This is a genomic window from Glutamicibacter sp. GQ173, assembly GCF_059759215.1.
In genome coordinates this window covers 168001-181800 of the sequence record NZ_JCAXDT010000005.1, presented here as the reverse complement: position 1 = coordinate 181800, position 13800 = coordinate 168001, and the positions used below count along the sequence as shown (strand labels likewise).

Below are 13800 nucleotides of genomic sequence, written 5' to 3'. Positions count from 1 at the left end.
CTTATTGAGGTGCACGGCTCCATCAGTCCTGTATGCACCGCCGCTCCAACCCTAAGGATCACTCGAATGCCCCGAACCTTCGCACGCACCTTTATGGTGCCCGCAGCCCTATTGGGGCTCGCCTCTCTTTCACTCACAGGTTGCGGACAATCTTCAGGCCAAGCTGCCGAAAACACATCCACGGCGGCGAATCAGACACCACTGGAGACGGTAGACCCGAAGGGACATGAAGTGAACCTGGATGGCCAACCGACCGCCGCTCTGGGTTTCTACACCACCGACGTTGATATTCTGGCTACTCTTGGCATACCGCTGGCCGCCGAACAGCCTATCCGGGGCGATTCTGGGTTCACGACTTTCCCCGATTATTTCCCGCAAGAAGCACTCGCAGAGGTGACCCCCTTCGCCAACTACCCAGAGTTCAACTATGAGCGGGTATTGGGAGCAGCTCCTGATTTCATCCTCAACGGCCTGGGCTACGATGCCGAAGTCCACGAGAAACTGGCAGCGATCGCTCCGACCTATACGACTGACGCCTTTGATGGTGAAACCTGGCAGTCACACTTCGAGCAGACCGCCAAGGACCTGGGCCGTCAACAACAGTACGACCAGTGGCTGAAGGATTATCAAGACCAAGGCGCGGAAGCCAAGAAAGCCATCGATGAAGCCGGCAACGGGGATCTGACGGTTGCCACCTTGGGCTACTGGGACGGAAAGGTCAATGTTGACTGTTACTCGTATTTGGAGTGCGGTGTCTTTGACACGATCGGGCTGAAGAGCGAAAAACTAAGCAGGCAAAAAGGATTGAGCCTGTCCTTGGAAGAATTGGATCAGCTCAAGAACGTTGATGCCGTGTGGATATCCATGGGTGTTGGAGACGACGCACAAGCAGAGCTGGATAAGTCTATTGCTGCCATGGAGAAGTCTCCGTATTGGAAGAACTTGCCATTTGTAAAAAATAACCGGATCTACACCTACAACATGGAAATGACCTATGGCTCGCCGTCCGGAGCAATAGCGTTCATGAACCAGGTCCGCAGCGATCTAGCCAAGTAGCCTCGGTGTTTTGCGCTGGCCGGGCACGGCATTGATATTTTCATTGCATGCTCCGGCCAGCTAGGCATCGCACCAAGCATCCCCATCCCGCAAAAGCCCCCTGAAACATCGGTGACCCCAAATATCTCCGGTGCATAGCATGGACAGGATCAGTCAATGGAAATTTTTGAAGCTACCGTTCAATCCACGCGCCATCTCTCACCTACCCTGAAGCGATTGCGCTTTGGCGTTCAAGGTTTTACCAGCACCAACATCGGCGATGAATACGTCAGGCTCTTCTTCCCGCACACCGAAGATCGCAACTTCCTCAGCCTGCCGGTTGCTGATGGTGATACTTGGCGCACCGTCGAGGGGCAGCCCGATGCACCGATGCGCACCTACACCATCCGTGATGCGGACGAAGGGTGGATCGAGATTGACTTCGTGGTTCATGACGGCGGCATCGCCGCCGCCTGGGCACTTGAAGCGCAAGTGGGCGATCGGATTGGGTTGAATTCGCCCACCGGTCTCTACGACTGCCCGTCAGGTACCTCATCCCAGGTGCTGATCTGTGATCTCACCGGCTTGCCAGCGGCCGTGCGCATTGCCGAACTCAGCCATGATCAGATGCGTACTGAACTCGTGGTGGAAATTCCCGGCGAATCATCTCGCCTCGAACTCACCCACCTGCCCCGGCTGACAGTCCAATGGATCGTGGCCGGCAACGGAGTGGCCCCCAGCGTACTTCCGCAGGTCGCCCGGAAAGCCGTGGAACGACTGGGCGATGACCAGCCGCGGCCCTATGTGTGGGTGGCTGGTCAATCCGCGGCGCTACGTGAAATTCGCAAGATGCTGCATCGGGAACTGCGTTGGGCCAACACCCAGTACAAGGTGATTGGTTACTGGGTGGAGCAGGCAGAAAAATGGCGCGAACGATGGGACGCCTTGGATGCTTCGACCAAATCTTCCTTAGACGAACTGTGGGACAGTTTTGAAGATCAAGACGAGGCGCTCATCGCCTACGAATCTGAACTTGCGCGCCTGGGGTTGTGAGCGTGGCGACCACCACACAACGTGGCGATACCAAAAATGCACCGCCGTTTGCCTCGGAACCTCAGGCGAAGCCGAGTCCTCCGCGGAACACCGAAGAACGCGCTGCCGAAAGCAACATGGTGGATTCCACCGGGGCAAAACTCGCGTGGCTCGTTGGCCTGCTAATTATCTTGGCCTTCACCATTCTGTGTTCATTGGCATTTGGCAGTCGGCACATAGATCTGTCGGTGGCGTGGCGCAGCATCGTTGAACCATCGTTGAATTCAGAGGAAGTTCAGGTCATCAAGCAACTACGAATCCCGCGCACTGTCTTGGGCGTGTTGGCGGGAATCGCCTTGGGCGTAGCTGGTGCGCTGATCCAGGCGTTAACGCGAAATCCGCTAGCTGATCCAGGAATCCTCGGCGTGAACGCTGGAGCGCAATTTGCGCTGGTCACTGCCAGCTTCTTCCTCGGCTCCCTGTCCGTCGTTGCCTCGATCTGGTGGGCGCTGGCAGGAGCCTTAGCCGCCACCCTTGCGGTGTATGGCTTATCCCTGTCACGGCCCGGGCGTAGCACAGAGCCTGCCACCTTGGTGCTGGCCGGTGTCGCTTTCGGCGCAGTTCTTTCCGGCGTTACCACTGCCCTGGTATTACTCAGGCCGCAAATTTTCGACATGATGCGGGTTTATGCGGCCGGAAACCTCAACGGTCATGAGCTCTCCACAGTAGTAGTGATCGTGCCCTTCGTTGCGGTGGGACTGGTCATTTCACTGTGCTGCGCCGGGTCGCTGAATGCGATCGCCTTGGGCGATGCTCCGGCTAAGGCCTTGGGCGTACGCATCGCACCGGTGCGCATCGCAGTGATCGCCTCGGTGACACTACTGTGCGGAGCGGCTACTGCCTTGGCTGGTCCCATCGGGTTTGTCGGATTGATGATTCCGCATGTTGTGCGGTGGCTCTTTGGTGTCCAACAGGGGTGGATCCTGGTTTTCACCACCGTGCTCGCGCCGGTCCTCCTGCTCGGTTCAGACATACTCGGCAGGATCATTCTTCCTCATGCGGAAGTGTCGGCAGGGATCGTCACCGCCTTCATTGGGGCGCCGGTGCTGCTGATCTTGGCCCGCCGAAAGAAAGCGAGCACGCTATGAGTAGCAAAAGCGTGATTGACCTTCCGGCGACCTTGGATCATGCAGTTGCCCACGGAGTGGTTGTCCCTACCGGGCGTCGGGAAATGCGTGTGCGGTTGGGCCGGTGGACTTGGCGTATTGACCGCACCTCCGCGTTGGCCGCTGGCCTGTTGGCATTGGCGGCCTTGCTCATAGGGATCATCTCGTTAGCCTTGGGCGACATCCGAGTTCCCTTTGACCAGCTCCTGCCAGCGCTGCTGGGAAACTCGGAGCGTCGTTACGAGGTGGTCGTGCGTGATTGGCGATTAACCCGCATGGTTCTCGCCTTGGTCTTTGGGTTCGCCCTTGGAATTTCCGGGGCACTGTTCCAGTCCTTGACGCGCAACCCGCTGGGTAGCCCTGATGTGATCGGGTTTAGTTCCGGCGCGTATACAGTGGCATTGGCGCTCATGTCGTTCACCACCGCCAGCGCGGCACAGATCGCAGTGGGATCTATCGTCGGTGGTTTACTCGCCGCAGCCTTGGTATTTATCATTGCAAGCCGCGATGGGACCAACGGTTTCCGGCTCATCGTGGTTGGGATCGGCGTGGGCGCGATGCTGGCTTCGGCCAACACATTCATGCTTTTGGCCGCGCAGCGCCAGCAGGCGATGTCGGCCGCCGTCTGGGGTTCGGGATCTTTGAACTCAGTAAGCAATACAGTCCTAGGCCCGTCCTTGGTTGGCATCGCACTATTTGCCGTGGCAGCGATGTTCCTGCAACGACAGGCTCGTATTTTGGAGTGCGGTGATGCCTTGGCCACCTCGCTGGGGGTCAACGCCCGATTGTTGCGCGCCTCGATGGTCATCGTTGGCGTCGGCTTGGTGGCTGTCACCACTGCAGCTGCAGGTCCCATCGCCTTTGTCGCTCTGGTCGCCCCGCAGATTGCCGCCCGGTTAACCCGAAGGGCGGAATTGGACTTGCTGCCAACCGGTTGTTTGGGCGCACTGCTTCTGGTGCTGGCCGACGCCGTTGCTCGCATTGCATTCATGCCCATCCAGCTGCCGGTCGGCATCGTGACTGTTTGCCTCGGCGGCGTGTACTTAATTTGGTTGTTGGTAAGGGAGAGCCGTTCATGACTTCACTGGAAATGGAACAAACGCAGTACGGGCAAAGGGCAGCGTCCGACGCGCAGGCTGACGCTGGGCGCCACGACCGGGTGAATTCCGGAAGGCTTCAGGTACGAGCGGTGCGCTTGGGGTACGACCGGAAACCCGTGATTAATTCTCTGAACCTGTCCTTTGAACCGGGCAAGTTCACTGCGATTATCGGTCCCAATGGCTGTGGAAAATCGACGTTGCTTAGCGCCTTGGCCCGACTTTTGAAACCATCCGCGGGCCAGATCTTACTGGGGGACGAGGCAATTGATTCTTTCAAGCCCAAAGCTTATGCGCGCGAGGTATCGTTATTGAGCCAACAAGCGGTGGCACCCTCGGGAATCACCGTAGCCCAACTTGTTTCTCGGGGGCGTTTTCCACATCAGGGTCTACTTGCACAGCACAGTAGTGAAGATGAGGCAGCCGTACACCAGGCGCTACTGTCTACCGGAACACTGGATTTGGCCACGCGGAGACTTTCAGATCTATCGGGTGGCCAGCGTCAGCGAGTTTGGGTGGCCACCACTCTGGCACAGCAGGCTCCGATCTTACTGCTGGATGAGCCGACTACGTATATGGACGTTGCTCACCAAGTAGATTTGCTTGATCTCTTCGCCTTGCAACGTGATGCCGGGAAGACTGTAATTACCGTGCTTCACGACATTAATCAGGCGATGCGCTACGCCGATACGGTGGTGCTCATGCATGAAGGTAAAGTGCTGGCCAGTGGTGCGCCGGATGAAGTGATCACCGTAGAGAGCCTAGCGGCCGCGTTCGGAGTTCACTGCGAGATCCATCCTGATCCCGTCACGGGTGGCCCGATGATGGTTACGGTTCCGGCCCCACGTCTGACGCTTTGAGGGGTTCCTTCCCCATACAGAAAGATCCTGAGCCACAAAATACTTTGTGGCTGTCTCCGATGGGAACCTATTGGATGAGAAGACGCGTGTGAGTACTGGCCCGGCACCTGCTCAATTTATCGCGTCTGAAGGCAACTAGGTCGGCTTCGAATGCTCGGTCGCAGCAGTACCTCTGGGCGATGCTCAGGTGGAAGAAATTCATGCTGGATTGGCGCGTGCTGGACGGGGTTGCGATCATGGAGCCGTCTGCGAAGAGATTATTTACCCACGGTGGCTGGCCGGCAAACCGTGTTCGACTTGGGCGCATCAGCGGTAGCGGTAGAAATGCACTGCATCCTTCGTTTCTTGGCTGATATTCTTCCCTCTAATTGCTGGCAAAAACCTCAGAGTCGGCGTAGTCTATCGCCATATCGTTGTCTCGAATTGGGGGATTTGAAGACGCTTTGAAACACTCGCATTCATTTTGCATCTTTAGATGTATTTGGGATTATTCCTGAGCCGTTGAGTCACTTGGGGTGACTGCACTGAGGTTTGGCCACTTAAAATGCAGGTCAGAGCCTCTATTTTGTACGCTCATTTGGTAAATCACTCCTGCGCCGGATGATTTGCCGCAGACATTCTTGTTGGGGGAGAGATGTCTAAGCATCAAAGGCGCGGCACCTTTATGCCATTTTTGCGCTTTCGTTTAATATCCAAAAAACTATTAAAGCAACTTTTAGCGGTAATTTCGTCTACCGCGTTGTGTATTGCAGTGGCAATTCCGGGTATGGCCGTGGCCGCGGAACCAACCGCCGGGGTCGAAATCCAAGAAACAGAAACGGCCGCAACGCTAGACGAGACGTCTGCGGATGCGTCAAAGCAATCAGAAAAGAGCACGGGGACGCCCACGGAAACTTCCGTTCTGAAATCGGAACCGAGCTCAACGGCTGTGGAACCGGAAACCGAATCAACGGAGCCAACCGAGTCCCCGGTGCCCGTGAAGAAATCAGCGCCCGCCAAAGTAGATGAGCCAAAAACCATCCAGGCGCCGACTGATAAAGCAGAGCCGTCGGCCGATGAATCAAAAGCAACGGTCACCAAGAATACTGCAAAGGCGCCAAGTCCTACTCCAACGGAATCGGCTGCCGAATCCACGAAGGCTGAGGCCAAGGCCTTAGAAGCCGCTGCGGCCGCATTGGAACCAGGCGTGCCTGTCACGTGTGACTACAACCAGGGCATGGGTTCAATCAACACGTTCATGCAAAAGAACGATGTGATGGCCGACTACGCTAACGGCAATATCAACAGCGGCCTGTATGAAGGCGGAGTTGTCCATCAGCGAATTCAAATGACCCTGCCCGCAGGCGAGAACGAGCTCGTTCTCAAATACCAGGTCAAGCAGGCCGGGAAGTGGGCCTATGACGAATTGCTGAACCAAACTGTCGATGGCGCAACGATTACCGGCTGGACCGTAGTGCCCGGCTCCGGCGATGACCGTCAGGACACTGTCTATGTCACCCTCTGGGTTGATGGGGAAGAGGGCGACGAGGCCAACGTGACCCTGTACTTTGATGCCCACATTGCATCAGAACTTGATCACGGCCCGGGAACAGGTGCCTCATCAATTAATGGTTCTCCCTACCATGTTTATATTGAGTCCTTGAATTGCAAATCGGCTGGTCAACGGGATAATCAAATTCAAGCCAGTGCAGTCCAGGCTGGCAAGGTGACCATCGTCAAAGACGCAACACCGGCTGATGGCACCGATTTTGACTTCACGATTCACGAAAACCGTTTTGGAAATTCAACAGGATTCAGTCTTGACGACAGTGCTGATTCTGACACCGGAGCAAGCCTGCCGGACTCGGTGACCTATACAGTCACGCCATCCACGGTGACCGTAACTGAATCAGACCTTCCGTCCGGGTGGAACTTGTCCGATATCTCTTGTACCGATAGCGGCGCCACCCGTTCTGGCCAAGCTATCAGCTTCGAGTTGAGCGATAACGAGGAAGTTACCTGTACCTTCGTCAACAGCAAGACGACGTACAAGGAATTGACCCTTCAGAAGGACGTCAAGGCGTCGTTTGATCGGGACTATGACTGGCAGCTGGAAAAGTCGCTGGCCGACGGACAAGATGCCACAGTCAAGTCCTCTGAAACAGGAGTCGAGGTTGACTACAACGTTGTAGCCACCGCCAGCGACGCCCAGGACGACAACTTTGAACTCACCGGGAACATCACGGTCAATAACCCCAATGATGCAGCGATCAGCGGCGTGACGCTCACCGACCAGCTTGATGGGGCCAACTGTGTCATCTCCGCCGGAGGATCACCGATCAGCAATCCGGTGACTGTAGATCCGGGCGAGACAGTTTACACGTACACATGCGATCTGCCAGAGGGAACCAGCGCATCGAGCTCTGGTACCAATACTGTCAGCGCGACATGGGACGCCGATGCCTATTACGGCACCGACGGCGAGGCGAGCGCTTCAGCTGATTACGATTTCGCCACAGTCACCCCAACGGTGACCGATGACGAAGTCACTGTCACAGACAGCGAATTCGACCTCTCATCCGTAGAAGGCGGCAATGTTGTCACCGTCGCGGACAGCCCGAAAACCTTTGCCTACAGCATCACCTGGGACGGGGTTCTCGGACAGTGCACCGATTACGTGAATACGGCAAGCTTGGCCGAGGACGACGGCCAGGTCTTGACGGATGACGCTGCTGTGGAAGTTTGTTTGGGCCAGGACCTGAACATCACCAAGAACGTCGTATCCAGCTTCAACCGGAGCTATGACTGGAGCATCGTCAAGGACGCCATCGGAGAGCAGCCATATACCGCGGATCCAGAAACTGGCGAATTCACAGCTGAATACTCGGTGACCGTCACCCCAGAAAGCTACTCGGATAGCGATTGGGCCATGAGCGGGCAAATCACCGTGGAAAATCCCAATGATTGGCAGTCGGTCTCAACCACCGTCAGCGATCAGGTGGATGTTGGCGGTGGAGCTGCATGCACCGTGGTTAGCGTCGTTGGCCATCCAGAGATCATGGATGCTGATCCAGGAACAGCCGGCTTCCAGATCGAGATTGCGGCCGGGCAGACGCTGGCTTTCGACTACAGCTGCACCTTTGAATCCAAGCCTAATTACGAGGGCAGCAACACTGCCGAAGTGACTTGGTCTGCAGACGAAGCATTCACCGCTTCGGGCAGCGCGCAGGAAGTCGTTCCGGTGAATGCCGATGACTGGACGCAGACTCCTCTCAACGACACGGTCGAAGTCACTGACCCGTTGCACGAATTCGACCCGGCATGGGTTATCCACTATTCGGATGGAGTACAGACAAAGACCTACACCTACACCTGGACAGTGGAGGAAGCAGGAACTTGCCAGAACTTCATGAACACCGCAACGATCACAGGTAGCAACCAACTGGTCAAAAGCGATGACGCCGAAGTCCAGGGCTGCTACGAGGCTGGCCTCACAGTGACCAAGGACGTGCAGGCATCCTACGATCGAACCTACCTCTGGGACATCGACAAGAAATTGGCCGAAGGCCAATCACCTGACGTTGTCGTAGAGGAAGACGGCACGGCTACGGTGAAGTACACGGTTGACGTGGACAACACCGGCTACACCGATTCTGACCAGCAGATCTCAGGCAGCATCACGGTCAACAACCCCAATGACTTCGAAGATATTGAAGTCACGGTCAGCGATCAGAACACGCTGCTTGCCGAATGCACCATCAATGCCGAGGACAGCAATCCAGATCTGGCCGGGGTACAGCAACTTGTGCCGCGCAACGACTCTGTTGTTGTTGCCTACACGTGCGACGCATCTGAGGTGACCGACGCTGACTACAGCGGCCATAGCAATACCGCGGTGGTTACGTGGGGCGATGGACAACAAGCTGAAAGCCAGCCGGTGCCCATTGAGTTCATGCTCGATGAGGCCATCGACGAATCTGTCGAAGTCTTCGATGACAATGCGGACCCTGAAAGCGAACCCACGCTCTTGGGAACCGTGAACCAGGCAGAGGCACCGAAGTCATTCACCTACGAGACCACCTACGAAGTGCCTCGGGATCAATGCCTGATCTTCACCAACACCGCGTGGGTGGTGCTCACGGGAGATGACGTCAGCGACTCACAAGATGTCAGCATCTGTGATCAGAAGAATCTGACTATCACCAAAGATGTGATGGCCAGCTACGAAAGGGATTATGACTGGTCTGTTGAGAAGCAGGTAGACCAGAGCCAATTCACCGTGGCCGGAGATGGCTCGGTCACCGCGCACTACACGGTGCAAGCCACCGCTGGAGACGCGCAGGATTCGTCCAAGCAGGTTTCGGGAAGCATCACCATTTCCAACCCGAATACCCAGGTGGGTGAATTGACCGGTACGGTCACTGACTTGGTATCCATCCCGTCGGCCAGCTGCACCATACTCGGTGCTGACGCCGATGAATCCATGGACGGCTTCCAGGTAGTGCTCGCAGACGGGCAAAGCATCGTGCTTGATTACGAGTGCTCGATACCGGCAGGTACCGATATCAGCTCGGTCTACGACAACACGGCTACCGTGACCTGGGGCCAGGAACGCCAGGCCCAGGATGTTGTGGAGTTCGAATTCGAGCAGGTCAAGCTCACCGATGACAGCGTTGAGGTCATCGATGACAAGACTGTACCCGGTGAAGAAGTTTCGCTGGGCACCGCCACCGTCCAGAATTCGCCGGTGACCTTCGAATACGATGTTCAGCTCCAGGGCGTGGCCGGCACTTGTACCGACTACACGAACACTGCCGTGGTCAACGAAGCAACGGAGCAAGGGGAAGAAAACACCGCAACCGCCACCACCACGGTGTGTGCCGGAGCGGATATGGACATCTCCAAGAACGTTGTCACCTCCTTCGACCGATCCTACATCTGGGGACTTGAAAAGGAACTGCTTTCCGGCGAACCGCTGGCGGCAAATCCGCAAACCGGCGAGGTCACTGCCGATTACCGGGTCACCGTTACTCCTGAAAGCCATGAAGATGGCAATTGGGCAATGAGCGGCGAGATCACGGTCAGCAACCCTAATGACTGGCAAGACGCGCCAGTCACGGTGCAGGATTTTGCTGATGTGGGCGGGGAAGTAGCCTGCACCATCACTTCGGTCCAGGGTGAAGCCGTAGCTGACATGTCTACGGAAGAGCCAGGATTCCAAACCGTGATACCAGCCGGAACCCAGTGGGTCATGACCTATTCATGCACCTTCGAGTCCCAGCCGGCATATGACGGCCACAACACCGCAACGGTGGACTGGGATGCCCAGGCGCTGAATACCATCAACGGTGATGACTCGGCCACGGTTGAAATCACCGAGGACGACTGGTCCCAGACACCGCTGAACGACACTGTCACCATAACCGACAGCCGCCACGAATTTGATCCTGAGTGGACGGTCATTGTTGAAGATGGAGTCCAAAGCCGGGACTACTCGGTGACTTGGACCGTAGACGAGGCGGGAACCTGCCAAGTCTTTGAAAACGTCGCCACCCTCACCGGTGATGACGGATTCACCGCCACGGACAATGAACTTGCCCAGGCCTGCCGCGAGGCAGCCCTTCAAATCAGCAAGAGCGTTGAGGCCAGCTACGACCGCACCCATCAGTGGACGATTGAGAAGTCACTGGCTGAAGGCCAGGACGACAAGGTCACCGTTGATGGCGAGGGGGCTGCGCCGATTGATTACGTGATCAACGTGGAAAACACTGGATACGAGGATTCGGGATGGATGTTGGACGGAGTCATCACGATCACCAACCCGAACCAGTACACCAGCATCGATGCCACAGTCCAGGACACCGTGGATCTGGACGGCATCATCTGCACCACGTCGCAGCCGGCGGTCACCATACCGGCCAACGGCAGCATAGACGTTGGATACAGCTGTGATGTCTCTGCCGGGGTGGATTCTTCCTCCTACAGCGGCGGCACCAACACCGCAACAGTCAGCTGGGGCGATGAAAGGGAGTCCAGCACGCAGGTGCCTATCGAGTTCGCGCTTGATGTCGAAACCGATCGGGAAGTGGGCATCTGGGACGACAAATCGAACCCTGACGAGCCGGTGCTATTGCGGAACGTCAGTGTGGATGACTCGCCAGTCACCATCGAGTACACCGTGGAGCATGAGGCACCTGCCGGCCAATGCGCCAGCTATACCAATACTGCGTGGGTCGATATCCAAGCAGGTGAGGATCCACGGGATGAAGTCACCGTAGAATTGTGTGGCTTGCTTGATTTGATGGTGACCAAGGATGCTGAAGCCAGCTTCGACAGGACCTACTTGTGGGACCTCGCGAAGAAGGTGGACCGCACGGAAGTCACGGTAGCTGAAGACGGAACTGCGGACTTCTCCTACACCGTGTCGGCGGTGCCAAAGGGCGTAGAAGATTCTGCGCACGAGGTCCACGGCATGATCACCCTGATCAACCCGAACCGGTTTGAATCAGCCTCCACGGTGGCAACCGTGGCTGATGAAATCAGCATCGATGGAGTCACCTGTACCATCCAGGCCGAGGACAGCGACCCGCAAACCGAAGGATTGCAGGTTCCGCTTCCGGTAGGCCAGGACGGCGATGGCGCCACAGTTCAGCTTCCATATAGCTGCACCGGAGAACCGCAAGAACTCTCCGGCAGCAATACGGTCACTGCCACCTGGGGCGAAGATTCCACAGTTGCCGCAACGGTTCCCGTTGACTACCTGTTGGATGAAGAAACCAACAAGCAGGTCACCGTCATGGATGACAAGACCAACCCTGATGAGCCAGTGATCCTGGGCGAAGCAATCTGGAATGCCGAGGGCACTCCAATTGATTTCGACTACACCCTGCGTCACCAGGCACAGGCTGGCACATGTACCGAGTTCACCAACACCGCGGTGATCGAGCAAACCGGTGCCGATGACTCCACAACGGTCACCCTCTGCGGACAGATGGCCCTGGGACTGGAAAAGACCGCCGAGGCTTTGGTGGATCTGGACTACGAATGGGACGTCGTGAAGCAGCTGGATCAAAGCCGCCTCGAATACAACGAGGACGGAACGCTCAACGCCCACTACAGCGTGGAAGCACGCAACACTGGGGTAGCCGAAAAGAACTTGCGGCTATCTGGAACAGTCCTGGCTTCGAATCCAAATGATTTTGATTCCATCACTGCTACGTTGGCTGATCAGGCCAATACCGCCGGCGTCACCTGCAGGATTGACGCAAAGGATGCCGATGAAGCCGCAGCTGGCCTGCAAGTTGTCATCAATGCCGGAGAAAACTTGGGGGCCCGGTATGAATGCGACCTGGCCAGCTGGCTGACCACCGAGGCCTTTGAAGGAGCCGTCAATACCGTGACGGCAACCTTTGAAGGACGAGAAGTCAGCGCTGAAGCATCGATTGATTTCGAAACTGATGAAATCACCGATGAGACAGTCACCGTCACCGACGACATGATGAACCCAGACGGAGAGCCGAAGGTTCTCGGCGAAGTTCATGTCCTGCAGTCGCCACAACAATTCGACTACGAACTCTCGGTCGAACCCGAGGAAGGAACATGCACGGTCTACACCAATACCGCAGCTGTCCACGAGGACACGGATGGCAACGGCAGAGACGAATCAAGTGTTGATTTGCAGGTGTGCATCGAGCAGGGCCTGATGGTGGCCAAGAGCGCCAATGCCCAGTATCTGCGAGACTACGATTGGTCAGTTCTCAAAGACGCCAAGCAGACGCAGTTCAAGGTCGAAGCCGATGGACATGCCAAAGCCGACTACACGGTTGAGGCCAAGCTGGAGGGATATGAGGATCAAGAATTCACCGTTAGCGGCGAGATTACCGTAGCGAATCCGAACGACTTCAAGGACACCGAAGTCCTTGTGGAAGACAAGATCTCGCTGGAATCGTCCACCTGCACCGTTGAGGGTTTGAACGACGGCAAGCTGACCATCCCAGCTGGGGAAACTATCACCTTGCACTACAGCTGCTCGTTCGACGAGCCTGTAGCTGAAGCCGACTACACCGGCCAAGAGAACAAGGTGAATATCAGCTGGAGCGATGAGAATGGGGATGCTCAGTCGGTCAGCGCCACTGCACCGCTGGACTTCAAAGCCGCTGAAGTCCAGGACGAGAAGGTAACCGTCCTCGACGATTACGCCAACCCGGATCACGCAAGGGAACTGGGCACCGTAACCGCCGATGAGAAGAGCAAGAAGTTCACGTACACCATGGACCTGGCCGGTGTCGCCGGCAAGTGCCAGACGTGGACCAATACCGCCACCGTTGAAGAATCCGCATCGCAAGATGAGAACAACTCGGATTCCGTGGACGTGGAGGTTTGCTCCGAAGCACCACAGGGTGCACCTCCGGCTCCGCCGGCACCACCTGCAGCACCGCCAGCCCGGCCATCGCCATTGGCCGCAACGGGCATGGATGAAGGACTGTTGTGGCTGGTTGGTTCAGCTTCGATGGTCATCATCGCGGGGGCATTGATGTTGCTCCGCTACCGCCGCAGGACGCACTAGCCTTCGGTAAATACAGCGAATGCCGGGTCAGCCACAAGGCTGACCCGGCATTCGCTGTGTGCTGG

Annotated in this window: 7 protein-coding genes; 6 read left to right on the top strand and 1 reads right to left on the bottom strand. The window is 56.7% G+C overall.

The window, feature by feature from the left end; all coding sequences use genetic code 11:
- Nucleotides 1–66: 66 nt before the first annotated feature.
- From AC6CHO_RS10035 to AC6CHO_RS10015, 5 genes are all read left to right on the top strand, one after another.
- Nucleotides 67–1056: an ABC transporter substrate-binding protein gene (locus AC6CHO_RS10035; RefSeq protein WP_498214875.1), complete on the top strand. Its 990-nt coding sequence runs from the start codon at nt 67–69 to the stop codon at nt 1054–1056.
- A 156-nt stretch (nt 1057–1212) separates the two neighbouring features.
- Complete coding sequence (locus AC6CHO_RS10030) at nt 1213–2088, top strand: siderophore-interacting protein (protein WP_498214874.1); 876 nt, start codon at nt 1213–1215, stop codon at nt 2086–2088.
- Nucleotides 2089–2090: 2 nt separating this feature from the next.
- Nucleotides 2091–3215: a FecCD family ABC transporter permease gene (locus AC6CHO_RS10025; protein WP_498214873.1), complete on the top strand. Its 1125-nt coding sequence runs from the start codon at nt 2091–2093 to the stop codon at nt 3213–3215.
- Entirely contained in the window at nt 3212–4312 is a 1101-nt protein-coding gene (locus tag AC6CHO_RS10020) for a FecCD family ABC transporter permease (RefSeq protein WP_498214872.1), read from the top strand. Before AC6CHO_RS10025 ends, AC6CHO_RS10020 begins: the two co-directional genes overlap by 4 nt.
- On the top strand, nt 4309–5190 hold the full coding sequence (locus AC6CHO_RS10015; RefSeq protein WP_498214871.1) for an ABC transporter ATP-binding protein: 882 nt from the start codon (nt 4309–4311) through the stop codon (nt 5188–5190). Before AC6CHO_RS10020 ends, AC6CHO_RS10015 begins: the two co-directional genes overlap by 4 nt.
- A 645-nt stretch (nt 5191–5835) precedes the next feature.
- On the opposite strand, the gene AC6CHO_RS10010 is transcribed toward AC6CHO_RS10015, so the two are convergent.
- A complete protein-coding gene (locus tag AC6CHO_RS10010) occupies nt 5836–6324 on the bottom strand; it encodes a hypothetical protein (protein WP_498214870.1) in 489 nt (162 codons plus the stop codon).
- Between the two features lie 52 nt (nt 6325–6376).
- Here AC6CHO_RS10010 and AC6CHO_RS10005 point away from each other — a divergent pair, with 52 nt between their 5' ends.
- The gene (locus tag AC6CHO_RS10005) at nt 6377–13735 is read left to right on the top strand and encodes a prealbumin-like fold domain-containing protein (protein WP_498214869.1); all 7359 of its coding nucleotides are present in this window, start codon (nt 6377–6379) and stop codon (nt 13733–13735) included.
- Nucleotides 13736–13800 lie beyond the last annotated feature (65 nt).

Bases quoted from the DNA above. Each gene is read 5' to 3' on its own strand.
- AC6CHO_RS10035 (WP_498214875.1), top strand. From the start codon at position 67: ATGCCCCGAACCTTCGCACGCACCTTTATGGTGCCCGCAGCCCTATTG.
- AC6CHO_RS10020 (WP_498214872.1), top strand. From the start codon at position 3,212: ATGAGTAGCAAAAGCGTGATTGACCTTCCGGCGACCTTGGATCATGCA.
- AC6CHO_RS10015 (WP_498214871.1), top strand. From the start codon at position 4,309: ATGACTTCACTGGAAATGGAACAAACGCAGTACGGGCAAAGGGCAGCG.
- AC6CHO_RS10030 (WP_498214874.1), top strand. From the start codon at position 1,213: ATGGAAATTTTTGAAGCTACCGTTCAATCCACGCGCCATCTCTCACCT.